Source organism: Edwardsiella sp. A.80236 (genome assembly GCF_044540725.1).
GTDB classification, from domain to species: Bacteria; Pseudomonadota; Gammaproteobacteria; order Enterobacterales; family Enterobacteriaceae; genus Edwardsiella; species Edwardsiella tarda.
Genome location: NZ_JBIUCY010000022.1, coordinates 24,513 through 48,886, shown reverse-complemented (window position 1 = coordinate 48,886; position 24,374 = coordinate 24,513). Strand labels below are relative to the sequence as shown.

Here is a 24,374-nt window from a genome sequence, read left to right as displayed (position 1 = left end):
ATGCCGAACTCAGAAGTGAAACGCCGTAGCGCCGATGGTAGTGTGGGGTCTCCCCATGCGAGAGTAGGGAACTGCCAAGCATTAAATAAAGCAAAAAAGCCGCTCAATGAGCGGCTTTTTTGCGTTTAACGCCAATCATCCTGCACCTCTTTATGTATGATTCGATATCGATGGGGAGTTATCCTCCCGCACCGACGGATTTATTTTCTTTTGCTACTCTTTTGAGCTTGCAACCAATTCTGTACGAAGTCGGCGATCTCCTCGACGTGGTTGATATTGAGCAGAGGTACATGGCAGGGATGGGGATGGTCACTGGCTAAAGCGATGACATGCTCATCGAGTAAACCGGCGAAGGGCTTCCCTACCGTTTGCCGATAGAGTGCAATCTTAGCGATAGTTTCATGCTTAAATCCCTCCACTAAAATAAGATCGCAGCGGGCGGCATCAATACGCGAGGCGAGAAAGCGCAAATCGAGGGGGGATTGTTCGGGGGTCTCTGTCATCAGGGCCCAACGTAAATCGCTGGCCACTAGGGTTTGCTCGGCGCCCGCCTTACGCAATTCATAGCTGTCTTTACCCGGCGTATCAACATCCATATCGTGGTGAGTATGTTTGATCAGTGCGATACGGATGCCACGCGTGTTTAGACAAGGGATGAGTTTTTTGAGTAACGTCGTTTTTCCTGTGCCGCTGTAGGCGGCAATACCCAGTAGAGGAGGCGTATTCACGATAGTCTCGGTTCCTGTTGCTGAGCCTGCTGACACTCTTGCAGGCTGTTGATATTGATAAAATTTGCACATCGCGGATCGTGAACGGCCTGAGCGTGTACCTGTGCCATGAATAACATCAACTTGCGGTCACCCTGTTGTAGGAATTGCTCGAGGGCGGGCAAGATGTCGCGATGCCAGAGCGCTAATGTTGGATGGCTGTGTTCGCCGTCGTCGATATAGGCTACATGAGCATCGCCTTTACCCTGCCACAGGATATCGACCAGATCGTGAGGAATGAAAGGGGAATCACAAGGAACAGTGATAAGCCACTCGCTTTGACATTGCGCTAATCCGGCGGCAACACCGGCGAGTGGACCAGGAAAGTCAGGTAGACTATCACCGATAACCTTACAGCCACTTTGTTGGTAAACCCCCTGGTTACGGTTCGCGCTGATGACGACTCGACATACTTGTGGCGCTAGACGCTGAAGTACCCATTGGTATAACGGGAGTCCATGTAAGGTGACTAATCCTTTATCTTTGCCTTGCATGCGGGTTGCGCGCCCTCCAGCCAGAATAACGCCTTCAATATCCTGCATAATGAGCGTGCTCCTCGGATTATGGTTAGCGATCACCTGATTAGGGTCATCCATATAGTCATCGATGTAATAGTTTGTAAATAGTGAGTGTTATACGGTAAACGGCTATCTTTGTTAAATTAGGATTGCTAGTTTTAGCGGCTTAGTAAAGATAAAAGAGAAGGTACTCCATGAAATGTCATCGCGTTAACGAATTGATTGAGTTGATCCATCCGGCCTGGCAACAGGAGCCGGATCTGAATCTCATCCAGTTTCTGCAGCAACTAGCTAATGAGGCGGGGTATGAGGGAGCCTTAGCCGATTTAACCGACGATATCCTCATTTATCACCTCAAGATGCGCGGTAGTGAGAAGAGCGCGGTGATCCCAGGATTACAGAAAGATTATGAGGAAGACTTTAAAACGGCGCTGCTGCGTGCACGCGGTGTGATTAAAGATTAATCTCATGACGACATCGGCCTTTAACTTCCAGACGCTAACCCCTGATTTGATATTGGAGGGTTTAGCACAGTGTGGGATCCGCGTCGACTCTGGGCTTAGCGAACTCAATAGCTATGAAAATCGCGTCTATCAGTTGATGGACGAGGAGCGGCAGCGCTATGTGGTGAAGTTTTACCGCCCGGAGCGTTGGAGCGATGCTCAGATTGCCGAGGAGCATGCCTTTGCGGCGGAGCTCGTGCAGGCGGAGATCCCGTTGGCGGCGCCACTTCGCCTACAGGGTGCAACGTTACATCATTATCAGGGTTATGCCTTTGCTGTCTTTCCTAGCCTTGGCGGGCGTCAGTATGAGGTAGATAACCTCGATCAGCTGGAGTGGGTCGGTCGTTATCTAGGGCGAATCCACCAGGTCGGCCGCTGTCAGCGTTTCAGGGAGCGCCCTACGATGGGGTTGGATGAATATGTCTACCAGCCTCGTGCTGAATTGGCGCACTCGCCTCTGGTCCCCGATGATCTACGTGAGAGTCTCCTCGCAACGTTGGATGCATTGATCGGTGCCTTGGTGGTGCTATGGCGGGATGATTACTCATTGTTACGTTTGCATGGTGATTGCCATCCCGGCAATATTCTGTGGCGGGATGGTCCGCTCTTTGTCGATCTGGATGATGCCCGCAATGGTCCGGCGATCCAGGATCTGTGGATGTTGCTTAACGGCGATGAAGCAGAGAAACGATTACAGTTGGATATCGTGTTGGAGGCCTACACCGAGTTCAGCGATTTTGATGTTCGGGAGTTAGCGCTGATCGAGCCATTGCGTGCCATGCGTATGATTCATTATCTCGCATGGGTATGTCGCCGTTGGCAGGATCCGGCTTTTCCTCGTAGTTTCCCCTGGATGGCGGATCGCCAGTTTTGGCACAGTCAGATCCAGACCTTTCATCAGCAGTTGGGTCTATTACAGGCTGCCCCGCTGAAATTGACCCCAATGTATTGATAACCAAGCCCTGAGGATGGAGATGAGAGTATGAAAAAGATGTGGCTGGCCCTACTGGGCATGGTAATGGCATTTGGTGTATCGGCTGCCCCCTTTACCAATGGCGAACAATATATCACCCTGGATAAGCCAGTAAATGGTGCACCACAGGTGTTAGAATTTTTCTCTTTTTATTGCCCGCACTGTTATGAGTTTGCTGAGGTTTACCATATTCCTCAAACCATTGAGAGCAAGTTGCCGCAAGGCGTTAAGCTGACTAAATACCACGTCGAATTCTTGGGACCGTTAGGGAAACAGTTGACTCAGGCTTGGGCGGTAGCCATGGCGTTAGGCGTCGAGAATAAGATTACCCAACCGATGTTTGATGCGGTACAGAAGAGTCAGACGATTAAGAGTGCGGCGGATATCCGTAACGTCTTCATTCAGGCTGGGATCCCTGCGGCAGAATATGATGCTGCTTTAGATAGCTTTGTGGTGAAATCTCTGGTGGTTCAGCAAGAGAAAGCGGCACAAGATTTCCAACTACGTGGTGTGCCTGCCGTCTTTGTTAATGGTAAATATATGGTCAGAAACGAGGGGTTGGATACTAGCTCAATGGAAAATTATGTTAAACAGTTTGCTAATGTAGTGCAGTTCCTGGCGACACAACCCTAAATACCACTCGCCCTATAAGACGTCGAATAGTGGATCTATTCGACGTCTTTCTTATTTATGATTTATGCTGATATTTTTGACGCAGTTGGCTGATTAACTGGTCCTTGCGCTGCCAAAGGGTATTCAACCAGAGCTGAAAGTGACGCTTAAAGCCCTTATCATTGAAGTAGTCTCCGCGAATCTCATCACTGATAGGAATCGTTTCGATATCGACGACGATGCTTTGCATGCGCCCACAAAGGAGATCCCAAAATGGCCGGTGTAGATTGTTTGGATAGAGCAGCGTCACATTGAGTACGCGATCGAACTGTGATCCCAACGCACTGAGGGTAAAGGCAATGCCGGCTGCTTTAGGCTGCAATAGATTCTGATATGGCGAATGTTGTTGCTCACGTTTTTCCGTAGTACAACGCGATCCTTCGACGAAGTTGACGATGGTGGTGGGGTGTAGACGGAATTTCTCGCATGAGCGGCGGGTTGTCTCAATATCCTTACCGCGACGCTCCGGATGTTTCAGCAAATAGCTGCGAGAATAACGGCGCATGAATGGCATATCCAATGCCCAGCAAGCGAGGCCGATAAAAGGCACCCAAGCGAGCTGCTGCTTGAGGAAATACTTATTCATGGGGATATGATTGCGGAGTAATACACAGAGTACCACAATATCTGTCCAGCTTTGGTGGTTGCTGATTAGCAAATACCAGTTCTCTTTGCTTAGCCCCTCCAACCCACGAACATGCCAACGGAGCTTGGGGTTGAGGCTCATTAATCCCGCGAGTCCCTGACACCAGCACCACATTAAGCCATCGGAATAACGAGAAATAGCGCGCGATACGTTGGGGAAGGGTAAGAGTAGCTTTACCACACCGAGCAGAGCGATGGGGATCGAGCAGGCGGCGGTGACTATGATGGTCAACAATGTTGTAAGTACAAAGATAAATGGAGACAACATCGAAGCAAGCAACATAGGCATCTGAGGGACACATCGCAGTTTATGGAATAAGGTCAGTAATTTTAACAGAAGGGGACGACTGTCGGCACATTTTGTCCCCCACGACACGTTGATGTTAAAAGGCACTCGGCGTCTGAAAAATCACCGACACAATAATAATAGCTAAACAATAGGGTAGCGATTTTCCTGACGACAATAAATCTATGCACAATGCATCTACTATTAATTTATGCAGAGATATTATTGGAGATAAAGTGTAATTAATTGATTTGTATGTGAAATATATTATAACCCTTGCCTGATTCTTCCCCGTGAGCTAAAAGAACACGATTTTGTACACAAACTTATCCACAGCGCGATCCTGCCAGATCTCGCATAGAACGGGGAGACAAAACGATGCTGAGCATTCGTCAGCGCACTCGACCTGTGGCATGCTTATGATCTGATGACCACCACGATAAAGATAGATTATGGCCCAGATAGCTGAAAATCCCCTGATCCTGGTTGATGGATCCTCATACCTCTACCGCGCCTATCATGCGTTTCCGCCGTTGACCAATGGCGCTGGCGAGCCTACCGGGGCGATGTACGGTGTGCTGAATATGCTGCGTAGTTTGATTATGCAGTACCAGCCGAGCCATATTGCCGTTGTCTTCGATGCCAAGGGCAAGACTTTCCGTGATGAGTTATTCGCTGAATATAAATCACATCGTCCTCCAATGCCGGACGACTTGCGTGAGCAGATTGCACCATTGCATCAAATGGTACAGGCGATGGGATTACCGTTGTTGGTGGTACCGGGTGTCGAGGCTGATGATGTGATCGGTACATTGGCACGTCGAGCCGAGCAGGCAGGGCGTCATGTGTTGATCAGCACTGGCGATAAAGACATGGCACAGCTGGTGACGCCGAACATCACCTTAATCAACACGATGACCAATACGGTCCTGGGGCCTCAGGAAGTATTTGATAAATACGGTGTTCCTCCAGAGTTGATAATCGACTTTCTAGCATTAATGGGCGACGCATCAGATAATATTCCTGGCGTCCCAGGGGTCGGTGAGAAGACAGCGCAGGCACTGTTGCAGGGGATCGGCGGATTGCAGTCGATCTATGGGGACATCGACCGTGTCGCAACCTTGAGTTTTCGCGGAGCGAAAACCATGGGGGCAAAGCTACTGCTCAATAAAGAGAAGGCCGACCTCTCCTATCTGTTGGCGACCATTAAAACCGATGTCGATTTGGCGCTGGATTGCGATGATTTAGCGATCAAACCGCTAGATAGCGCCACGTTGCATACCCTGTTTCAACGCTATGAGTTTAAACGTTGGCTGAGCGATGCGCAGGATGGATCCTGGCTCACGGCTGCACAGGGGATGAAAACGAAGGCGGTGAAACCTGCCAGCGAGGAGGCGAACCTGTCCGCCGTGGCAACCGCGGCGACGCTTTCACGCGAGGGGTATCAAACGATTTTAGATGAGGCGGCGTTAGAGGCATTGATTGCTCGTTTGCAACACGTTGGTTGCTTCGCCTTCGATACAGAAACCGACTCGTTGGATGTCTTATCCGCTAACTTGGTGGGGATCTCGTGCGCCGATGCGCCGGGACAAGCTTATTATATCCCATTGGCTCATGATTACCTGGATGCGCCGGCGCAGCTCGATCGTGAGTGGGTGCTGGCTCGCTTACAGCCACTATTGGAAGACGAAAAGGTCGCCAAAGTCGGGCAGAATCTGAAGTACGATATCGGCGTGATGGCGCGTCATGGCATCATCCTGCGTGGCGTGGCGTTTGACACCATGCTGGAGTCGTATGTCTTGAATAGTGTGGCCGGGCGTCACGATATGGATAGCCTGGCTGCCCGCCATCTGGATCATAAGACCATTACTTTTGAAGAGGTGGCGGGAAAAGGGAAAGGCCAACTGACCTTTAACCAAATTCCCTTGGAGCAGGCGGCCGAGTATGCGGCTGAAGATGCCGATGTGACCCTGCGCTTACACCAACGTCTCTGGCCGACGTTGGAGAGTGAGGCGGGACCTCGTCATGTCTTTTGTGACATCGATATGCCATTGGTTCCCGTACTGTCACGGATGGAGCGCACCGGGGTATTGATCGATAGCACTATCTTAGGTCAACACTCCCAGGAACTGGCGGTACGTCTGAGCGCGTTGGAACAACAGGCGCATACCTTGGCGGATGAGCCCTTCAATCTCTCTTCGACTAAACAGCTCCAGAGTATCCTGTTCGACAAACAACAGCTGCCGATTCTGAAGAAGACGCCGGGTGGCGCGCCATCAACGAATGAAGAGGTATTGGTTGAGTTAGCGGAGCAGGGATATGAGCTACCGCAGGTGATCCTGGATTACCGTACACTCGCTAAGTTGAAGAGTACTTATACCGATAAGCTGCCGCAGATGGTAAGCCCACTAACCGGACGGGTTCATACTTCTTATCATCAGGCTGTCACCGCGACGGGGCGGCTCTCTTCCAGCGATCCCAACCTGCAAAATATTCCGGTACGCAGCGACGAGGGGCGGCGTATTCGTCAGGCGTTTATCGCGCCAGCAGGCAGTAAGATCGTAGCGGCGGACTATTCTCAGATCGAATTACGTATCATGGCGCATCTGTCGGGCGATCGTGGGCTGTTGGAGGCCTTTGCGGCGGGGAAAGATATCCACCGTGCGACGGCCGCCGAAGTCTTTGGTCTGCCGTTGGAGGCGGTAACGGCCGATCAACGGCGCAGCGCCAAGGCGATTAACTTTGGCCTGATTTATGGTATGAGCGCCTTTGGGCTGGCACGCCAGTTGAATATTGGTCGTAACGAGGCTCAGCGTTACATGGATCTCTATTTCGAGCGTTATCCGGGCGTATTGGCTTATATGGAGCGGACACGTCAACAGGCGTCTGAACAAGGGTATGTCGAGACGCTAGATGGTCGGAGGCTCTATCTGCCGGAGATTAATGCGCGTAATGCGATGCGTCGCAAGGCTGCAGAACGGGCGGCGATCAACGCACCGATGCAGGGAACTGCCGCGGATATTATTAAGCGGGCGATGATCGCCGTCGATGCCTGGTTACAGCAGTCGCAGCCACAGGTACGCATGATTATGCAGGTACACGATGAATTGGTCTTCGAGGTGCCGGAGGCGCAGGTTGACGAGGTCGTCAGTCACGTTCGTACATTGATGGAGGGCAGCTTGGCGCTGGCCGTACCCTTGAAGGTTGATATCGGCTGTGGTGAAAATTGGGATCAAGCGCATTGAATGGTGTCGATTTAATCCTTTTATGTAATTTACCTACATAAAAACGCAGTTAATGCACAAAATAGCGACGTTAACGGTGTTTATTGTGTAACTAAACAACGAAAAAGTTTGCGCATACTCTAAAATGTTGTACAGTTACCGATGTAGGGTACAGAGGTAAGATGTTCTATCTTTCAGACCTTTTACTTCACGTAATCGGATTTGGCTGATTATTAGCCGCCCCAGTCAGTTATGACTGGGGCGTTTTTTTTGTAGGGAATGCCTACCCCACCCTGTGTTCTTGCCCCTTTATTCGTCCAGACCGTGGTGAGGGCGCATGGCGTATCGTTTTCCCTGTTTAACCGTGTGTTATCCCTGAGTTTTCATGTCTATTCGTGGTTATTTTGTGGAAAAATTACATAAAAAAAGCCGCTGATGCGGCTTGTGTCAGATAGCGTAATCCTAGCATGCGGTGTTATTCACCGAGACTCGACGCATCATCGCTGTCTTCGGCTTGTTGCGGTGCGATCTCGCTGAACCAGGTATCCAGCTTGTCACGCAGTTTATCGACACCGAATTTTTTCAGTGAAGAGAAAGCCTCGACTTGAATATCCCCCATGAACGGCAAGACGGCTTCGCGTACCAGATTAAGCTGTGCCTTGCGGGCTCCGGAAGCTAACTTGTCCGCTTTCGTGAGCAACAGTAACACCGGCAATCCGGCCTCGACGGCCCAAGCGATCATCTGCTGGTCAAGATCCTTCAGCGGGTGACGGATGTCCATCAGCACCACTAATCCCTTCAGACATTGACGTTGTTGTAGATATTCACCCAGAGCGCGCTGCCATTTGCGCTTCATCTCTTCCGGCACCTCGGCATAACCGTAGCCGGGTAGATCGACCAGACGCACACCATCGTCAACTTCGAACAAGTTGATGAGCTGAGTACGTCCCGGTGTTTTACTGGTGCGAGCCAAGCTCTTTTGATTGGTGAGGGTATTTAATGCGCTGGATTTCCCGGCATTAGAACGCCCGGCGAACGCGACTTCGATACCGATATCCGCAGGCAGGTGGCGAATATCTGGGGCGCTGGTGACGAAATGCGTCACATGGTAGTTATAAGTTTGACGGGCCAAGCTGGTCGTCTCCCTGTTGCTGGCAGAATAATGGTGGGAATTATAACCATAAAGGCGCGCAAGGGCGCGTAAATCCGTCACCTGTTTAGTCTGGGTGCTGTAAGACACAGGCATCTCATCATGTGCGAGATCGACGATAGCCTATGCTGAAAAAACCGTTTCATACTGTAAGGCTTTGATTTTTTACTTATTCATATTCAATTAATTACATAACTTATGTGATCTGTATCGTGGGAAGAGCGCGAGAGAACCATATTGTCGTTTACCGTCAGTAAGATAGAGTGATTACACGGTAGGGATGCCGTGAAAGGGACCTCAAGACCAGGATGGTGAGAGATCGGGTGTGTCAGGATGACGCAGCGAGATGCAGGATGCAGCCATAGGACGTGGCTTGGCAGACAGGATGTTTGTCACAGGGAAGAGGCTCGAGGATGAGCTGCCCCGTGAGGGGGCTCAAGGAAGAGAGCAGGGACGCACAAGCGCAAAGGGATAAACCGGGACGTTGTTTGCCGTTAAGGACGATGAGTGTCAATATCCTTCTGCAGAAGGTATAGAATTAAGGCGACAGTTTAGACTGTCGCCTTTTTTCTTTGCGGCCTTTCTGATAGATTCCGCCGCAGTTTTCGACATCTCTGACCAAGAGTATAAGTTATGAGTCCGGTGAATAAATCTAAGGCCGTTAAAGGCAAAAAAACACGTAAGACCCGCCAGGAGCTAGATCTGGAGGGACGTGAGCGTAAACGCCAGAAGAAGCGCCGCGGCCATAAGCCGGGTGCACGTAATAATGAGCAGAGTACCCAAGGTGGGAAGGGCGGCATACATGCCGATCGCGATCCGCGCATCGGTAGCAAAAAGCCGGTCACGTTGGTGGTCGAGCCTGGCGTCGTGAAAAGTCGGGTACAGGTTGTGAAGCAGCCAGAGACGAAGACAGTATTGACGCCGGAGGCAGAACTGGCGCGTTTGGAAAATGATCCGCGTCTGGATGCCTTGCTGGAGCGCTTGGAAGAAGGCGCGACGCTGAACAGTGAGGAGCAGCGTTATGTGGATGAGATGCTGGATCGCATCGATGAATTGATGGAAGAGTTGGGCATCGAACTGGAAGATGACGAGGAGGAAGAGAAAGACGAGGACATCATGCAGCTGCTGCGCCGCGGTAGCCCAAAAGATGCGATCTGATGCCGAATGGCGTTGATTCTGGTCATAGCCTCGTTGCTCACATGTTATCTACTGTGGTTATTGGCTAAACTATGGCGGCTGTCGCAGCGCAAAACGCGCTGGCAACGAGCCGCCATACGTTACGGTCGGCCACCGGCTTCTCCACTGCGTGCCGGCAGGAGAAAACAGAATAAGGAGTGAGCACCCATGTCGGAACAGACTATCGTCTGGGATCTGGCCCTGATCCAAAAATATAACTATTCCGGGCCACGCTATACCTCATACCCCACCGCGCTGGAGTTTAACGAAGACTTTAACGAAGCGGCTTTTCAACGTGCGGTGGTCCGTTATCCCGAGCGTGCACTATCTCTCTACGTCCATATCCCGTTCTGTCACAAGCTGTGTTATTTCTGCGGCTGCAACAAGATTGTCACTCGCCAGACGCATAAGGCAGATGAGTATCTGGATAAACTGGCATTGGAGATTGCTGCACGGGCTCCGTTGTTTGCCGGGCGTACCGTCAGTCAGTTGCATTGGGGGGGCGGAACGCCGACCTATCTCAATAAGGCGCAGATTAGTCGCCTGATGGCGTTGTTGCGTACACACTTTCATTTTGCCCCGCAGGCTGAGATTTCAATCGAGATCGATCCGCGTGAGATAGAACTGGACGTCCTCGATCATCTGCGTCATGAAGGATTTAATCGCCTCAGCATGGGGGTACAGGACTTTAATAAGACGGTACAACAGCTGGTTAACCGTGAGCAGGATGAGGCGTTCATCTTCGCCCTATTGCGTCACGCGCGGGAAATCGGCTTTACTTCGACTAATATCGATCTGATTTATGGCCTGCCGCGTCAGACCCCGGAGAGTTTCGCTTTTACCCTACAAAAGGTGATCGAGTTAAATCCCGATCGCCTAAGTATCTTTAACTACGCGCATATGCCGAAGCTCTTCGCCGCTCAGCGTAAGATTAAGGATGCCGACCTGCCCAGCGCCGATCACAAGCTGGCGATCTTGCAGCAGAGTATCGCGACCTTGACGGGGGTCGGTTACCAGTTTATCGGTATGGATCACTTTGCCCATCGGGATGATGAGCTGGCGGTGGCTCAGCGGGCCGGTAAGTTGCACCGTAATTTCCAGGGGTATACGACCCAGGGCGATAGCGATCTGCTGGGATTAGGCGTGTCGGCGATTAGTATGATCGGCGATAGTTACTCGCAGAATCTGAAGGTACTGAAGGAGTATTACGCTGCGGTTGAAGCGCAGGGTACCGCGTTATGGCGTGGATTGACCATGAGCCAAGATGATTGTATCCGCCGTGACGTGATCAAGGGGCTCATTTGTAATTTCCGCCTCGATTACGCCCCGATCGAGCAACACTATGGTATTCGCTTCGTGGACTACTTCGTCGAGGATTTGGTGCTACTTCGCCCGTTGGCTCAGGATGGGCTGGTGGAGTTGGGGGCGGATGCCATTACCGTGACGCCGCGTGGGCGTCTATTGATTCGCAATATTTGCATGTGTTTTGATGTCTATCTACGCCGTCAGGCACGGATGCAACAGTTCTCTCGTGTGATTTAAGCATCGGGCCAGAGCCGGATACCAAACAGCCCCGCATAAGCGGGGCTGTTTGGTTTAGCGTGTGTCGAGATGGTGGACGTGGTTAGACGCTCCAGAATAACAGCGCTAATAACTGGGGCGACATGATGCGCAAGAACATCGCCAGAGGATACACGGTGGCATAGGAGAGCGCGGCCGCCCCGCTCGTGGCATGCAGACCATTAGCGAAGGCGAGGGCTGGGGGATCGGTCATGGCGCCAGCCAGCATGCCGCAGAGCGTCAGGTAGTTCATCTTGATCAGTAGGCGTGCCATGATGGCTGCGGTGATCAGCGGAATGGCGGTGATCAGGATGCCATAACCAATCCAGGTGACCCCTTCGCCGTTGATCAGCGTATCGATGAAGTTACCGCCTGATTTTAGTCCGACGACCGCCAGAAACAGCACGATCCCCAGCTCGCGTAGGGCCAGGTTGGCGCTGGGTGGCATAAACCAGTACAGCTTGCCGATGCTACCGATACGGCCAAGAATGAGGGCAACGACTAACGGGCCACCGGCTAATCCTAGTTTGAGCGCCGCCGGAAATCCGGGGATAAACAATGGGATCGAACCTAGTAGTACCCCTAACCCAATACCGATAAAGACCGGTAGCATTTGCACCTGTTGCAGTTTTTGCTGCGCGTTGCCGACGATGGCGGCGACGGCATCGATCGATTGGGGGCGTCCGACCAGATTCAGGATATCACCAAACTGAAGGGTCGCATTGTTGCCCGCCACTAATTCGACCCCGGCGCGGTTGAGGCGGGAAATGACCACATCGTACTTTTGCTTCAGGTTAAGATCGCGGATCTTCTTCCCTAACACTTTCTCGTTCGTCACGACGACACGACTGACTTGGAGCTCTGTGCCGCGTGTCGACAGTGACGTATCGACCTGTTCGCCGATCACCAACCGGGCGCTCTCCAGCTCTGGTTTCTGTCCAACCAGATGAAGGAGATCGCCGATCGCTATTTGAGTCGTTGGCAACGGTACCATCAGTAGATCGCCCCGCTTGAGACGCGAGCAGACGATGGTATCGCTATTCAGGATCGGGACATCTTGAATCGATAGACCGTCCAGATTTGGATTGCGTACCATGATATTCATGGTTTGCAGCAGTTCATGATGATGGCCATTACGCGAATCGAAGTCACGCGCCTCGGCATCGACGTTGATGCGGAATAGTAAGCGTACTAACCACATCACCAAGAGGATCCCGCAAATTCCAAACGGGTAGGCCATGGCGTAGCCCATCCCCATCAGATTGATTTGGTCGGGCGCCGATCCTAAATCGGTCAGGATCTGTTGTCCGGCACCAAGCGCGGGGGTATTGGTGACCGCGCCGGAGAAAATCCCAAGGATGATGGGCAAGGGGACGTCGAACAGCTTATAGATGGCGGCGGTGATCAGGCCACTGATCGCCACCATTAAGACAGCAAAGGCGTTGAGGCGTAGCCCCGAGACGCGTAGTGATGAGAAGAACCCCGGCCCAACCTGGATGCCGATGCTGTAGACGAACAGGATTAGGCCAAACTCCTGAATAAAATGCAGCATATCGTTGTTGAGGATCAGCTGATAGCTTTGGGCGAAATGGCCGACGATAATGCCGCCGAACAACACGCCGCCGATCCCAAGGCCAACGCCGTAAATCCGCCAGTTACCGATCCATAACCCAAGTACGGCGACCAGCGATAGCATACTGACCGTTAGGGCGATATCACTCATGGACACATCCTTGATAGTAAGAAGATCCGCTATAAATCTATACGGTTATATAACCGTATGAGGACGCATGGAAAAATCACCTATTCTATTCTCACAGAATACTGCATAGGGTTATGTGCCATCAGGCACATAACCCTATGGCATGTATTGGCTATCCTAGCAGATATTCGCGCAGGCGCGGTGTAGTAAGCGGTTACGACAGGATGCCGCTACACCACAAGAAGGTATAGGGTTAGCCTAAGAGATGAAATAGCGCGGCGCATAACACGGCGGCAACGGCGGCATGTGAAGAGGGACCACCAGCCGAACTGAGTTCGGCACCGTGAGAGAGCATGGCATACAGTGAGTCGATCATCATAATTCTCCCTGAAAATGTCGTCGATCATACGCGTCGCACCGGACGTGTAAAGATCGTACTTGGCGTTTTTTTGTGCGGCGCGTGGCGTTTTTACTCAGTAATCAGCACGCCATTGACTATTCCATGCCTAATTCTTTCAGTTTACGGGTTAGCGTATTTCGTCCCCAGCCTAACAATCGCGCCGCCTCTTGCTTGTGCCCTTGGGTGTGCTGTAGCGCACAGGTTAATAGGGTACGTTCCATTTCTGGGAGCGCCTCAGCGAGCAGATCCTGCCGTCCATTCTGTAAGGCTTGCTGCGCCCACTGGCGTAGTAATAGAGGCCAATTGGCAGGGCTATCCGATGGACAGGATGTCGTGTCATGGGGTTCGCTAAGGCGCTCATTCGGGAGATCTTGGACGAGCACCTCTTGGCCGGCGGCCATGACCGTCAGCCAGCGGCAAGTATTTTCCAGTTGGCGCACGTTACCAGGCCAGGGCAGGCGTGTTAACGCCGCCTCGGCCTCGGGACTCAACACCTTAGCTTCAACGCCCAACTCGCGCGCGGCGACTTTGAGGAAGTGGCGCGCCAGGCGGGGAATATCCTCACGCCGTTCGCGTAGTGGGGGCAGGTGAATACGGATGACGTTGAGGCGGTGAAACAGATCTTCGCGAAACTTCCCCTCCTGGACCCGCACCTCCAGATGCTGGTGGGTGGCGGCGATGATGCGTACGTCGACCTTGACCGGCGCATAGCCACCAATACGGTAAAACTGACCATCGGCTAACACGCGCAGCAGGCGGGTTTGGACATCCAATGGCATGTCGCCGATCTCATCGAGAAACAGGGTACCACCATCCGCCTGTTCGAAGCGTCCCTGACGGATTTGGTTGGCGCCGGTGAAGGCTCCCTTCTCGTGGCCGAATAACTCAGACTCGATCAGATCGCGTGGGATAGCCGCCATATTCAAGGCGATAAAGGGGGCTTGGGCGCGAGGGCTATGGCGATGTAGGGCGTGAGCGACTAACTCCTTACCGGTTCCCGACTCACCGTTGATCAAGACACTGATGGAGGAGCGAGACAGTCGACCGATGATACGAAATACATCCTGCATCGCGGCAGCCTCACCGATAATATCGGTGCTAGGATCGCCCGCCGGTGTTTGGCGCGAGGGTTGTTGTTGTTCCTGATAGTGGCTGATGGCGCGCTCGACCAAGGCGACGGCCTCATCGATATCGAAAGGTTTGGGCAGATAATCGAAGGCACCCTGTTGATAGGCGCTGACGGCGGCGTCGAGATCGGAGTGGGCGGTCATAATGATGACCGGTAGCAGGGGATGGCGCTGTTTGATCTGTTGGAGCAGCGCCAGACCATCCATACCGGGCATACGAATGTCAGACAGTAGGACGTCCGGCGTCTGACTGCTGAGCGCCGTCAGTACCGCCTGGCCGTTGTCGAATGTGGTGCAGCAGAGACCGGCGCCCGTCAGCGCGCGTTCTAATACCCAGCGGATGGCACTGTCATCGTCGACGATCCAGACGAGACCCGGTTGCATTGTCATGGTGACCACCTGTTGCGTTAGGGGCGGAGGCTATTTGCGAATCGGCAAATACACCGAAAATTCGGTATGGCCTGGCCAGCTGTTAAATTCAATTTTGCCCTGATGTTGATCGATCAGGTTACGTGCAATTGACAGGCCAAGTCCGGTTCCCCCGCTACGACCGCTGACCATCGGGTAAAACAGCGTGTCTTGTAGTTGGGCGGGGATCCCGGGCCCGTCGTCTTCGATATCGATGCGCGCCGCCAGACGATAGCGTTCGCCGTGCAGGGTGATCTGAAGCGCCGTCCGTGTCCGTAGGGTAATGGTGCCACCACGCTCGCCTAGTGCCTGCAGGGCATTACGGGTGATGTTTAACAGCACCTGTTCAATCTGCTCCGGATCGTGATTAAGCTCCGGCAGACTGGGATCGTAGTCGCGCAGTAGGGTCACGTTATCGGGACATTCTAAGGACACTAACTGGCAGACGCGTTCGACCACCTGATGGATATTCTCTGTGACGCGTTGCCCTGGACGTTGTGGCCCTAAGAGGCGATCGACCAGGTTACGTAGGCGGTCGGCCTGCTCGATGATCACCTGGGTATATTCGGTCAACGCGGGGTCGGGCAGTGCTCGCGCCAGCAGTTGGGCCGCGCCGCGTAAGCCACCGAGCGGGTTCTTGATCTCATGAGCGAGTCCACGTACCAGATCGCGTGCGGCGACTTGCTGAGCGTGCTGTAACTGCTCCTGGCTGAGTCGGCGTTGGCTGTCTAAGGTAGCCAGTTCGAGCATCATCAACCCTTCGTGTAGGGGTTGGGCCGTTAACGTCATGACGTGAGGCTGGCTGTCGACCACCAACATGACTTCGTTGTCGGTAAATCCCTGTCCGCTACGGAGGCTGGCCTGCATCATGTCGATGTCTAACGACAGGTAGCTTAATAGATCCGGTAGCGGTGTGCCGAAAAGTTTACGTGGACTTTGCGCCAGTAACTGTTGGGCGGCCGGGTTGGCATAGCGGATGACCAACGCATCATCCAAGACTAATACACAGGTCATCAAGGCATTCAGCAACTGCCAGGCATCGGGTTGTTCGCGCTGAGGCGCGATGGTCGGGTCGGCCATGGGCATACTCCTGCACTATTTTGGTGCAATATGATTTTTGCACTGTAGCATGCTTTTGTTACCGAGAGGGTGGGCGGCACGCTTTTTTCCTCACCGGTCTGTGATGCATGGCGAAAAAAACCCATCCGAAGATGGGCTGAAAGTTTCCACGGCAACAAAAACAGAGACGTACTGTATGGGGTGTCTGGCCGTTGCCCGGTGCAGTGCCAGGCAACGGCACGCTGTCGCTTATACGCTGTAGTACAGTTCAAACTCAACCGGGTGCGGCGTCATGCGTACACGATCCATCTCTTCCTGGCGCAATGCGATGTAGGCATCGATGGCGTCATCGGTGAAGACACCGCCACGCGTCAGGAACTCGCGATCGCTATCCAGAGCCGCTAGGGCCTCATCCAGCGAACCGGCCACGGTCGGGATCTCTTTGGCCTCTTCCGGCGGCAGGTCATACAGGTTTTTATCCATGGCGTCGCCGGGGTGGATTTTGTTGATGATGCCGTCGAGACCGGCCATCAACAGTGCGGCGAAGCACAGGTAGGGGTTAGCCGCCGGATCCGGGAAGCGCACCTCGATGCGGCGAGCCTTCGGCGATGCCACCACCGGGATACGAATGGAGGCGGAGCGGTTGCGGGCAGAGTAGGCCAGCATCACCGGTGCCTCATAGCCCGGCACCAGACGCTTATAGGAGTTGGTGGTCGGGTTCGCTAGCGCGTTGATCGCCTTCGCGTGTTTGATCACCCCACCGATGTAGTACAGTGCCATCTCGGACAGGCCGCCGTATTTGTCACCGGCAAACAGGTTACTGCCGTTCTTGGAGAGGGACATGTGGCAGTGCATACCGGAACCGTTGTCACCAAACATCGGTTTTGGCATGAAGGTAGCGGTCTTACCAAAGGCGTGGGCGACGTTATGTACCACATACTTGTAGATCTGGATTTCGTCGGCTTTCTTGGTCATGGTGTTGAAGCGAGTAGCCACTTCGTTCTGCCCGGCAGTCGCCACCTCGTGGTGATGCGCCTCGACGACCAAACCCATCTCTTCCATGGTCAGACACATGGTAGAACGGATGTCCTGTGAGGAGTCGACCGGCGGAACCGGGAAGTAGCCGCCCTTGACGGCGGGGCGATGGCCCTTGTTACCGCCTTCATATTTGGTCGAGGAGTTCCAGGCGCCCTCGATGTCATCGATGGCGACATGGCTGCCACGGATGCTACTACCGAAGCGGATATCGTCGAACAGGAAAAATTCTGGTTCCGGCCCGAAGAGTACGGTGTCGGCGATACCAGAGGCGCGCAGGAAATCTTCGGCACGCTTGGAGATGGAACGAGGATCGCGATCATAACCCTGCATGGTTCCCGGCTCCAGGATATCGCAGCGGATGATCAGGGTCGGCTCCTCGTAGAACGGGTCGAGCACCGCCGTGGTGGCATCCGGCATTAACACCATGTCAGATTCATTGATGCCTTTCCAGCCACCGATAGAGGAGCCGTCAAACATTTTACCTTCTTCGAAGAAGTCGGCGTTTACCTGATGAGCCGGAATAGTGACGTGCTGCTCTTTACCTTTGGTGTCGGTAAAACGCAGATCGACAAATTTAACTTCGTGCTCATTCAGCATCGCTAAGATATGTTCAGCGGACATACTCTACTCCCGGTTTCTTTGGTCGCCGTGCAACGGATCACGGATGATAGAAAGTGGTTTTAGCCATCGTGACATAGTATTAGCTAGAAACGTGCCAACTTTACAAATTGCCCGGATGGCGCATAATTACCTAACTCTGACATTGTGTCAGGCGCTACCGATGGAGCTGAGTGCTCCATAACGGTGCAAAACACTTCAGCAAGCGCACAATCTTGGTGCAAGCTGTTTATTCCCGCGCCATTTAGCATCGTGAATAGGATCACAAACCGCCATTCGCAGCATTGTTTCTGCGAGAAGCTTGTGATCCTGTTTAGTCCCTTGCTTAATACGTGTACAATAGCGCGCTATTTCTAATGCCTGAGGCAAAGCTGTGATCGAAAATCTGCGTAACATCGCCATTATTGCGCACGTTGACCATGGGAAAACCACCCTGGTCGACAAACTGTTGCAACAATCCGGGACCCTGGGTGAACGTAACGACGCGACTGAGCGCGTAATGGACTCCAACGATTTGGAGAAAGAGCGTGGGATTACTATCCTCGCTAAAAACACCGCCATTAATTGGAATGGCTATCGCATCAACATCGTAGATACCCCGGGGCACGCCGACTTCGGCGGCGAGGTAGAGCGTGTGATGTCTATGGTTGACTCGGTTCTGCTGCTGGTCGACGCAATGGATGGCCCGATGCCGCAGACTCGCTTCGTTACCCAGAAAGCGTTCGCCAATGGGTTGAAGCCGATCGTGGTCATCAACAAGGTTGACCGCCCGGGCGCACGTCCGGATTGGGTCGTCGATCAGGTCTTCGATCTGTTCGTTAACCTGGGTGCTACCGACGAGCAGTTGGACTTCCCGATCGTCTACGCGTCTGCCCTGCAGGGGATCGCCGGTCTGGATCACGCCGACATGGCCGAGGATATGACTCCGCTGTTTGAGGCTATCGTCGAGCATGTTGCCGCGCCGGACGTTGACCTGGACGGTTCATTCCAGATGCAGATCTCCCAGCTGGACTACAACAACTATGTTGGGGTTATCGGCATCGGCCGCATCAAGCGCGGTAAGGTGAAGCCGAACCAGCAGATCACCATCGTCGACAGCGAAGGTAAGCGTCGTAACGGTAAGATCGGCCAGGTTCTGGGCCATCTGGGCCTGCAGCGCATCGAGACCGATGTGGCCGAAGCGGGTGACATCGTTGCAGTTACCGGTCTGGGCGATCTGAACATCTCTGATACGCTGTGCGATCCGAACAACGTCGAAGCGTTGCCGGCGCTGACTGTCGATGAGCCGACCGTTAGCATGTACTTCTGCGTTAACACCTCACCGTTCTGCGGTAAAGAAGGTAAGTTCGTGACCTCCCGCCAGATCCTGGAGCGTCTGCAGAAGGAACTGGTACACAACGTGGCACTGCGTGTGGAAGAGACGCCTGACCCGGATGCCTTCCGTGTTTCTGGTCGTGGTGAGCTGCATCTGTCCGTGCTGATCGAAAACATGCGTCGTGAAGGCTATGAACTGGCCGTATCTCGTCCGAAGGTTATCTATCGTGAGATCGATGGCCGCATGCAGGAGCCGTTCGAGCAGGTTACTCTGGACATCGAAGAGCAGCATCAGGGCTCTGTGATGGAAGCACTGGGTATCCGTAAGGGTGAGATCCGTGACATGTCCCCGGATGGTAAGGGTCGTGTTCGCCTGGATTACATCATCCCGAGCCGTGGCTTGATCGGTTTCCGTACCGACTTCATGACCATGACCTCCGGTACCGGTCTGCTGTACTCTACCTTCAGTCACTACGACGACGTCCGTCCGGGTGAAATCGGCCAGCGTCAGAACGGTGTGCTGATCTCTAACGGCCAGGGCAAGGCTGTCGCCTATGCGCTGTATAGCCTGCAGGATCGCGGTAAGCTGTTCCTCGGTCATGGTGCGGAAGTGTATGAAGGCCAGATCATCGGTATTCACAGCCGCTCTAACGACCTGACCGTTAACTGCCTGACTGGTAAGAAGCTGACCAACATGCGTGCCTCCGGTACCGATGAGGCGACCACCCTGTCTCCGCCGATCAAAATGACCCTGGAGCAGGCGCTGGAATTCATCGATGATGACGAACTGGTCGAAGTGACGCCGCATTCTGTACGTCTGCGTAAACGTCACCTGACCGAGAACGATCGTCGCCGCGCTAACCGTGGCCCGCGTGACTAATCGTCTCGTTTGAGTGTTTGAGAAAAGGGCACCGTGTGGGTGCCCTTTTTTATGGTTGCGAGGATCCCACCTCGCTAAAATGGGAACGCGCGTTTTTTCTTCTACGTATCCCTTTCTGCTTTTCTCCCTTTCTGTCTGTTCGCTCACCGTTTTTCCGTCTACAGTGGAGACTCTCACGCCAATAAGCTGAAATCGGGAGCTGCACATGTTGTATATCTTTGATTTGGGTAACGTGATCGTCGATATCGACTTCCAGCGGGTGTTGGGGGTCTGGAGTCGCTACAGCGGGGCGCCGTTGGCGACGCTGAGCAAGCGTTTTACGATGGGAGAGACGTTTCGCCAGCATGAGCGAGGCGAGATCGATGATGAAACCTTCGCTCGACGCCTGTGTGCAGAGATGGGGATCTCACTGAGTTTTGCCCAGTTCGAGTTGGGGTGGCAGGCGATCTTTGTCGCGCTCCGTCCAGAGGTGATCGCCATCATGCAGCGGTTGCGCACTCAGGGGGAGCGGGTGGTTGTACTCTCTAATACCAATCGCCTGCATACTCACTTCTGGCCTAAGCACTACCCGCAAGTCGCGGCCGCCTGCGATCGGATGTATTTGTCGCAGGACTTGGGGATGCGTAAACCAGAGGCCGAGATTTACCGTTATGTCCTCGAACAGGAGCGAGCGACGGCGGCGCAGACGGTATTCTTCGATGATAATCACGATAACATTGCGGCGGCGCAGGCGCTGGGTATCCATGCCATTCAGGTGGATGACCGGCAGGTTATCCCGGCCTACTTTGCGCATGAGCCGTAATGGCTTCTGGGAGAGGGCATGCCCGTTTCTTGGCATAATGACTGGCTTCCTCCGTGACGGTAGGAAGGATTGACCCGTGTCGGACGGGAATGACTGATAGGAGTGGCTATGGCGCCCTTTTCCTTAAAACACCTGAAAGGTGGGTTCTGCTTCGCCCAGATACTGTGGCGGCGGGTCGATGAAGATCGTATGACGATGGTGGCGGGGTCGTTGGCCTACGTCTCGTTACTCTCATTGGTACCGCTGGTGACGGTAGTGTTCTCCCTGTTCACCGCCTTTCCGATGTTCGCCAGTGTTTCCGATCAGTTGAAGCATTTTATCTTTACCAACTTCGTACCCGCGGCCGGCGATGTGGTGCAATCCTATCTGGAACAGTTTGTTGCGAATTCGAGTAAGATGACCGCCCTGGGTATTATCGGTCTGATCGTCACCGCACTGCTGCTGATCTCGTCGGTGGATGGGGCGTTGAACCATATCTGGCGCAGCGAACGTAAGCGCGCCATCGTATATTCATTCGCGGTCTATTGGATGATCCTTACCCTGGGGCCGCTGCTCGTCGGTGCCAGCATGGGGATCAGCACCTACCTATTATCGCTACGCTGGCTAGCCGATAGCCGTGTTTACTCCCTCGTCGATCAGTTACTACGTTTATTCCCGTTGCTGTTGTCATGCGTCAGCTTCTGGTTATTGTATTGCATCGTCCCGACACAGCGGGTGCCGCTGCGTGATGCACTGATAGGTGCGCTGGTGGCTGGCGGTTTGTTTGAGCTGGGGAAGAAGGCTTTTGCGTTGTATATCACCGCCTTTCCATCATATCAGCTGATTTATGGTGTATTGGCGGTGATCCCGATGTTGTTCGTCTGGGTATATTGGAGCTGGTGTATCGTTCTGCTCGGTGCAGAGATCACCGTGGCCATCGGCGACTTTCGCACCCATCGTCAGCAAGCGAGAGGATTACAGCAGACGCTAAAATCCCATCATGAGTAAGGAGTCAGAGGAATAATGATTGCGTTAATTCAGCGCGTGACCCGCGCCAGCGTAACGGTGGAACAGCAGATTGTCGGCGAGATCGGTGCGGGGCTGCTGGTATTGTTGGGTGTGGAGAAGGATGACGATCAGCAAAAGGCGAAGCGTTTGTCTGATAAGGTGTTGGGATATCGTATTTTTAGCGATGAGAATGACAAGATGAATCTCAACGTGCAACAGGCCGGCGGCAGTGTCTTGGTCGTCTCCCAGTTTACGCTTGCGGCCGACACCCAGAAGGGGATGCGTCCCAGCTTTTCCCGTGGCGCTGCGCCAGATGAGGCCGAGCGGTTATATGACTATTTTACGGCGTGCTGCCGTGCCAGTGGCGTTGCTACGGAGACCGGGCGTTTTGCCGCCGATATGCAGGTAGAACTGCTTAATGATGGGCCGGTCACCTTCTGGCTGCAGGTCTAGCCAGTCACCCTGTGCGGCGTCGAGCAGTACGCCGCCACACAGGGGGCCGAGTTACGACTCTGTCTGGATACCGACTCGCTTGTCGCGTAGCATCCGTACGACTAACCACAGCCATAGCAATCCGCTGAGCAGATTGAACAGATTGAAGGCACCGTTACCACTGAGCAGCCAGGCGTGTTTTCCCACCTCGATACCCAATGTGTAGATCAACATACTGATCATCCCCATGGCGGCGGAGACTGTCCCCTTACTCATCTCGCTGGAGAAGAGCGTGAGGCGATACAGACCGGCGTTGGCCAGGCCGATACCGAAAGCGTATAGGCTGAGCCCCGCCATCATCCACAGATAGGCGTGGGGGCTATAGAGCGTCGCGACGGCGGCGATGGTCAGCCCGCCGACCATCGGCCAGGCGCCTAGCTGAATCAAGCGGCGTACTGGGCGCCGCCCACTCAGGCGAGCCAGCGTAAAGTTACCCAGGATCAGCATGCCGAAGATCGGCACCTGCAACAGGCCGTAGTCATAACTACTTAGCCCTTCACCACTGATGATGATCACCGGTGACTGCGCTATCCAGGTCAGTAGTGGCAGGCTGGCAAAACCACACGCCAGCGCACCGCAGAGGAAACGCCCATTCTTCAATACCAATGCGTAGTCATGACCTAGCGCGGGCAGTGACAGTTTTTCCCCACGGCGGGTGGCCGTTTCCGGCATGGCCTTATACAGTCCGATAAAGGCGATTAGCGCCAGGACGGCGAACAGGATAAACATGCTTTCCCAGGGCAGGACATGTACCCAAGCCGCGCCCGCCAATGGACCGAGCAGTGGCGCGATCAGGGCAACGTTGGCCATCAGGGCGGTGATCTTGATACATACCGACTCCTCGAACGACTCTTGGATGGCGGCATAGCCGACGGCCCCGATGAAGCACAGGCTGATCCCTTGCAGGAAACGCAGCAGTGTAAATTGTTCGATACTGTCGGTGAACAGGATGGCCAGACAGGTGACAGCGAAATAGAGGGTGCCGGTCAGCATCACCGGACGCCGACCGATACGGTCAGAGAGTGGGCCGAGTAGCCATTGCAAGAACATGCCGCCAGCGAGGTAAGCCGTCATGGAGGTGGGAACCCAGCTGTCATCGACGCCGAAAGTTTGTACTACCGAAAGCATTCCGGGTTGGATCATATCGTTTCCGATATAAGTCGCGAACTCGTATAACACCAGACAGAGTGGAAAGAGCAACGCGCGTCGGCCGAGGCGGCGCGTAGGAGAAGAACGGTTTTGTTGCATAGTATTGGTCGCTAAAAGGGAAAGCAGTCAGACCCAGCGGGATCGCCTGTGAAATAGCGGCTGGTAGGGCTGGTTATTCTGCCGTCAGTGAGCGTACTTGGCAACAGCCGTTCGTGCGTTAGCGCGCGATCGCCCACAGCGGATCAACGCTGCGGGCGGTGTATTAGGCCGTGCGTTTTTGCCAGGCAACGGATTGTAGGCGGGCATCCAGCTCCGTGTGAGCCACATGATTGGTATAGTTGCTCATCACTTTTTGCGCCAGACATAAGATGACGTCAAGGATGTGGCGGCGCGTAAAACCGGCGGCAAGGAAAGCCTCGAGGGTCGCCTCATCGACTTCTCCCCGTTGGCGTACCATGGCCAAGGTGAAAGTGCGTAATGCCTCCAGACGCGCGTTAGGCAGCGGAGTCTCATTGCGCAGAGCATCATTGATCGCCTCATCGACTTTCATCGCTCTGGCGATCAGGGTATGTGCCGGTACACAGTAGTGGCAGCGATGTTCGACATTAATGGTCTGCCAGACTACGGTTTTTTCTTCATCATCGAAGCTGCTGTGGAGGAAAAGATGATGCAGCGTCTGGTAACCGGCTAGCAGTTGTGGCGACTCCGCCATGATGGCATGGAGTGCGGGAAGGCCGCCATTGTTGCGCTTACTTTGCTGCAGTAGCTCCCGACTCTCGGGTGGCGCGTTGGTCTCATCGTATTTTTCAAATGTCAGCATCATGTGTTTCCCTGGTGTGATGGGAGATGCCTCGCATTGGGGCGAGGAGCCTCGTGGTTAAATTTCACTCTAGATATTTTTGAACGATCATTCAAGTTTGTTTT

The 24,374-nt window shown here is 53.7% G+C and carries 21 protein-coding genes; 10 read left to right on the top strand and 11 right to left on the bottom strand.

From position 1 onward, the window contains the following. Positions 1-200: 200 nt before the first annotated feature. Entirely contained in the window at positions 201-728 is a 528-nt protein-coding gene (gene mobB, locus ACEQFP_RS15620) for a molybdopterin-guanine dinucleotide biosynthesis protein MobB (protein ID WP_005280527.1), read from the bottom strand. Beyond that, positions 725-1,309, bottom strand: a complete 585-nt coding sequence (mobA, locus tag ACEQFP_RS15615) for a molybdenum cofactor guanylyltransferase MobA (RefSeq protein ID WP_035594096.1) — start codon at positions 1,307-1,309, stop codon at positions 725-727. The genes mobB and mobA overlap by 4 nt, the downstream gene beginning before the upstream one ends. Positions 1,310-1,479: 170 nt before the next feature. Between mobA and ACEQFP_RS15610 the strand changes: the two genes are divergently transcribed. Genes ACEQFP_RS15610 through dsbA form a run of 3 tightly spaced genes read left to right on the top strand, consistent with a single transcriptional unit; the run spans position 1,480 to position 3,394 of the window. Further along, positions 1,480-1,749 (top strand): YihD family protein, encoded by a 270-nt coding sequence (locus tag ACEQFP_RS15610; protein WP_005280534.1) that lies wholly within the window; start codon positions 1,480-1,482, stop codon positions 1,747-1,749. A 4-nt stretch (positions 1,750-1,753) separates the two neighbouring features. After that, positions 1,754-2,740 carry a serine/threonine protein kinase gene (locus ACEQFP_RS15605; protein ID WP_035596725.1) on the top strand — a complete coding sequence of 329 codons (987 nt, stop codon included), beginning with the start codon at positions 1,754-1,756 and terminating at the stop codon, positions 2,738-2,740. A gap of 30 nt (positions 2,741-2,770) precedes the next feature. Then, positions 2,771-3,394 (top strand): thiol:disulfide interchange protein DsbA, encoded by a 624-nt coding sequence (dsbA, locus tag ACEQFP_RS15600; protein WP_035596728.1) that lies wholly within the window; start codon positions 2,771-2,773, stop codon positions 3,392-3,394. A gap of 55 nt (positions 3,395-3,449) precedes the next feature. Here the strand turns inward: dsbA and ACEQFP_RS15595 are convergent, their stop codons facing one another. Beyond that, positions 3,450-4,367: an acyltransferase gene (locus tag ACEQFP_RS15595; protein WP_396464356.1), complete on the bottom strand. Its 918-nt coding sequence runs from the start codon at positions 4,365-4,367 to the stop codon at positions 3,450-3,452. 449 nt (positions 4,368-4,816) lie between these two features. Here ACEQFP_RS15595 and polA point away from each other — a divergent pair, with 449 nt between their 5' ends. Continuing rightward, complete coding sequence (gene polA, locus ACEQFP_RS15590) at positions 4,817-7,609, top strand: DNA polymerase I (protein WP_035596729.1); 2,793 nt, start codon at positions 4,817-4,819, stop codon at positions 7,607-7,609. 454 nt (positions 7,610-8,063) lie between these two features. On the opposite strand, the gene yihA is transcribed toward polA, so the two are convergent. Then, the gene (yihA, locus tag ACEQFP_RS15585; protein WP_035596746.1) at positions 8,064-8,720 is read right to left on the bottom strand and encodes a ribosome biogenesis GTP-binding protein YihA/YsxC; all 657 of its coding nucleotides are present in this window, start codon (positions 8,718-8,720) and stop codon (positions 8,064-8,066) included. 651 nt (positions 8,721-9,371) lie between these two features. Here yihA and yihI point away from each other — a divergent pair. Together yihI and hemN are read left to right on the top strand one after the other, a co-directional pair. Continuing rightward, a complete protein-coding gene (yihI, locus tag ACEQFP_RS15580) occupies positions 9,372-9,896 on the top strand; it encodes a Der GTPase-activating protein YihI (RefSeq protein ID WP_005280548.1) in 525 nt (174 codons plus the stop codon). A 186-nt stretch (positions 9,897-10,082) separates the two neighbouring features. Beyond that, entirely contained in the window at positions 10,083-11,456 is a 1,374-nt protein-coding gene (gene hemN, locus ACEQFP_RS15575) for an oxygen-independent coproporphyrinogen III oxidase (protein WP_005280552.1), read from the top strand. 82 nt (positions 11,457-11,538) lie between these two features. On the opposite strand, the gene ACEQFP_RS15570 is transcribed toward hemN, so the two are convergent. From ACEQFP_RS15570 to glnA, 5 genes are all read right to left on the bottom strand, one after another. Then, positions 11,539-13,197, bottom strand: a complete 1,659-nt coding sequence (locus ACEQFP_RS15570; protein WP_005280555.1) for a putative transporter — start codon at positions 13,195-13,197, stop codon at positions 11,539-11,541. A 232-nt stretch (positions 13,198-13,429) separates the two neighbouring features. Continuing rightward, positions 13,430-13,552 (bottom strand): YshB family small membrane protein, encoded by a 123-nt coding sequence (locus ACEQFP_RS15565; protein ID WP_005280558.1) that lies wholly within the window; start codon positions 13,550-13,552, stop codon positions 13,430-13,432. A gap of 119 nt (positions 13,553-13,671) precedes the next feature. Then, positions 13,672-15,087 (bottom strand): nitrogen regulation protein NR(I), encoded by a 1,416-nt coding sequence (glnG, locus tag ACEQFP_RS15560; RefSeq protein ID WP_035596731.1) that lies wholly within the window; start codon positions 15,085-15,087, stop codon positions 13,672-13,674. 36 nt (positions 15,088-15,123) lie between these two features. Next, complete coding sequence (gene glnL, locus ACEQFP_RS15555; protein ID WP_005297417.1) at positions 15,124-16,191, bottom strand: nitrogen regulation protein NR(II); 1,068 nt, start codon at positions 16,189-16,191, stop codon at positions 15,124-15,126. A gap of 228 nt (positions 16,192-16,419) precedes the next feature. Further along, entirely contained in the window at positions 16,420-17,829 is a 1,410-nt protein-coding gene (gene glnA, locus ACEQFP_RS15550) for a glutamate--ammonia ligase (protein ID WP_005280572.1), read from the bottom strand. Positions 17,830-18,199: 370 nt separating this feature from the next. On the opposite strand from glnA, the gene typA reads away from it, so the two are divergent. From typA to dtd, 4 genes are all read left to right on the top strand, one after another. Next, the gene (gene typA / locus ACEQFP_RS15545) at positions 18,200-20,020 is read left to right on the top strand and encodes a ribosome-dependent GTPase TypA (RefSeq protein WP_005280575.1); all 1,821 of its coding nucleotides are present in this window, start codon (positions 18,200-18,202) and stop codon (positions 20,018-20,020) included. A gap of 205 nt (positions 20,021-20,225) precedes the next feature. Beyond that, positions 20,226-20,822 (top strand): glucose-1-phosphatase, encoded by a 597-nt coding sequence (gene yihX / locus ACEQFP_RS15540; protein ID WP_097364244.1) that lies wholly within the window; start codon positions 20,226-20,228, stop codon positions 20,820-20,822. A gap of 108 nt (positions 20,823-20,930) precedes the next feature. Next, complete coding sequence (locus tag ACEQFP_RS15535) at positions 20,931-21,809, top strand: virulence factor BrkB family protein (RefSeq protein WP_005280582.1); 879 nt, start codon at positions 20,931-20,933, stop codon at positions 21,807-21,809. A gap of 15 nt (positions 21,810-21,824) precedes the next feature. Further along, positions 21,825-22,262 carry a D-aminoacyl-tRNA deacylase gene (dtd, locus tag ACEQFP_RS15530; RefSeq protein WP_068870461.1) on the top strand — a complete coding sequence of 146 codons (438 nt, stop codon included), beginning with the start codon at positions 21,825-21,827 and terminating at the stop codon, positions 22,260-22,262. A gap of 51 nt (positions 22,263-22,313) precedes the next feature. Here the strand turns inward: dtd and ACEQFP_RS15525 are convergent, their stop codons facing one another. Further along, the gene (locus ACEQFP_RS15525; protein WP_005297421.1) at positions 22,314-23,549 is read right to left on the bottom strand and encodes an MFS transporter; all 1,236 of its coding nucleotides are present in this window, start codon (positions 23,547-23,549) and stop codon (positions 22,314-22,316) included. Between the two features lie 163 nt (positions 23,550-23,712). Continuing rightward, positions 23,713-24,273, bottom strand: coding sequence for a carboxymuconolactone decarboxylase family protein (locus tag ACEQFP_RS15520; RefSeq protein ID WP_005280590.1), 561 nt, complete (start codon positions 24,271-24,273; stop codon positions 23,713-23,715). Between the last annotated feature and the right edge of the window lie 101 nt (positions 24,274-24,374).

Coding starts and splice junctions, on each gene's coding strand:
- mobA (WP_035594096.1), bottom strand. CDS start 1,309: ATGCAGGATATTGAAGGCGTTATTCTGGCTGGAGGGCGCGCAACCCGC.
- ACEQFP_RS15610 (WP_005280534.1), top strand. CDS start 1,480: ATGAAATGTCATCGCGTTAACGAATTGATTGAGTTGATCCATCCGGCC.
- ACEQFP_RS15605 (WP_035596725.1), top strand. CDS start 1,754: ATGACGACATCGGCCTTTAACTTCCAGACGCTAACCCCTGATTTGATA.
- dsbA (WP_035596728.1), top strand. CDS start 2,771: ATGAAAAAGATGTGGCTGGCCCTACTGGGCATGGTAATGGCATTTGGT.
- ACEQFP_RS15595 (WP_396464356.1), bottom strand. CDS start 4,367: ATGCCTATGTTGCTTGCTTCGATGTTGTCTCCATTTATCTTTGTACTT.
- polA (WP_035596729.1), top strand. CDS start 4,817: ATGGCCCAGATAGCTGAAAATCCCCTGATCCTGGTTGATGGATCCTCA.
- yihI (WP_005280548.1), top strand. CDS start 9,372: ATGAGTCCGGTGAATAAATCTAAGGCCGTTAAAGGCAAAAAAACACGT.
- hemN (WP_005280552.1), top strand. CDS start 10,083: ATGTCGGAACAGACTATCGTCTGGGATCTGGCCCTGATCCAAAAATAT.
- ACEQFP_RS15570 (WP_005280555.1), bottom strand. CDS start 13,197: ATGAGTGATATCGCCCTAACGGTCAGTATGCTATCGCTGGTCGCCGTA.
- ACEQFP_RS15565 (WP_005280558.1), bottom strand. CDS start 13,552: ATGATCGACTCACTGTATGCCATGCTCTCTCACGGTGCCGAACTCAGT.
- glnG (WP_035596731.1), bottom strand. CDS start 15,087: ATGCAACCGGGTCTCGTCTGGATCGTCGACGATGACAGTGCCATCCGC.
- glnL (WP_005297417.1), bottom strand. CDS start 16,191: ATGGCCGACCCGACCATCGCGCCTCAGCGCGAACAACCCGATGCCTGG.
- glnA (WP_005280572.1), bottom strand. CDS start 17,829: ATGTCCGCTGAACATATCTTAGCGATGCTGAATGAGCACGAAGTTAAA.
- yihX (WP_097364244.1), top strand. CDS start 20,226: ATGTTGTATATCTTTGATTTGGGTAACGTGATCGTCGATATCGACTTC.
- ACEQFP_RS15535 (WP_005280582.1), top strand. CDS start 20,931: ATGGCGCCCTTTTCCTTAAAACACCTGAAAGGTGGGTTCTGCTTCGCC.
- dtd (WP_068870461.1), top strand. CDS start 21,825: ATGATTGCGTTAATTCAGCGCGTGACCCGCGCCAGCGTAACGGTGGAA.
- ACEQFP_RS15525 (WP_005297421.1), bottom strand. CDS start 23,549: ATGCAACAAAACCGTTCTTCTCCTACGCGCCGCCTCGGCCGACGCGCG.
- ACEQFP_RS15520 (WP_005280590.1), bottom strand. CDS start 24,273: ATGATGCTGACATTTGAAAAATACGATGAGACCAACGCGCCACCCGAG.